2 protein-coding genes are annotated in these 1,030 nt (G+C 58.7%); both read right to left on the bottom strand.

Annotated elements, in window-relative coordinates:
* On the bottom strand, positions 1–528 hold a 528-nt coding region (locus HY30_RS20390; RefSeq protein WP_206741503.1), incomplete at its 3' end, for a hypothetical protein.
* A gap of 3 nt (positions 529–531) precedes the next feature.
* Complete coding sequence (locus tag HY30_RS17485) at positions 532–1,017, bottom strand: antirestriction protein ArdA (RefSeq protein ID WP_081812352.1); 486 nt, start codon at positions 1,015–1,017, stop codon at positions 532–534.
* Positions 1,018–1,030 lie beyond the last annotated feature (13 nt).

Here is a 1,030-nt window from a genome sequence, read left to right as displayed (position 1 = left end):
CTGCCCCGGACAGGGACGGGATTTCAGCCCGTCGTGAAAGTGCTGCACACATGATCGGTCTCCTTCTGCTGAGTGCGGAAGAAGCTTCGCGATTATGTTGAGTGGAGTCTCGTCGGAGGACCTTAAAATCAAGGCGGCGGCGCAACAACTCCACATAACTATGGACGCGACATAAGCCAGCTTATGTTGAGCTCTACATAAGCTGGCGGCATGAGATTCCAGTTCCACGCCTTCGCATTCAATGGTGAGCACGACCCCGCAATAGAACCACTCATCCTTGCGCCAAGCCTCCATGACGGCTTCGGCCTCGGCCTGTGCTTTCGCCAGCCGCGCTCGGAAATTGTTTCCGGGGCCAATAAATCCCGGATCATTGATATAGAGCGATGGCCAGAATCCGTCCTGGCGCTTATCCGGCGCGTCGGGACAATCATCGCGCACGATCCGCGCGGTGACGCGAAAGCCGTCAATCTCGCAGTCAATGCTGTCGCCTTCGCAGACATAGCGGTCAAATCTCTCCCGGAACGCCATGGCTCAACGGCTCCAGAAAATGTGGACTTCATCAAAGCCTGTCTGGAACACCATGATCTCGCCATTCATGGCCATGTCACGGGCAAGCGCCTGCCAGTCGATATAATAATCGAGCGAGGCCGGAATCTCGGTCCCGCTGTCACGCGTCACTTCCTCGGCAAAATCCGCGGCGCTGCGATATTCGCCAGCATAATCCTCGAACGCGGCTTCCGCTTGCGCGAGGTCGTCGCCGAACTCGCGGTAGAGTTTCGCGCCAAGCGCGCCATGTTCGCCAATGAACGCTGCCAGCGCGCACACGGTCCCGAACGAGGCATATTCCGAGAGGCGCGCGCCTTCGAACCCTTCATGATCATGGATTGCCCATTCCTCGGCGTCCGGCTCCGGCGACGCCGCCAGCATGGCGCGGACCTTGTCCATGACCTCGCTTGGCTCGGTTGCATCAATCCACGCCCCGTGCAGCCGCCCATTATTGTAGGCGACAAGGCAGATGGGATAATCGGAC

Source organism: Hyphomonas chukchiensis (genome assembly GCF_000682695.1).
Lineage (GTDB): Bacteria > Pseudomonadota > Alphaproteobacteria > Caulobacterales > Hyphomonadaceae > Hyphomonas > Hyphomonas chukchiensis.
Note: the sequence above shows the minus strand (reverse complement) of the source record. Positions and strands in the feature narration are given on the sequence as shown.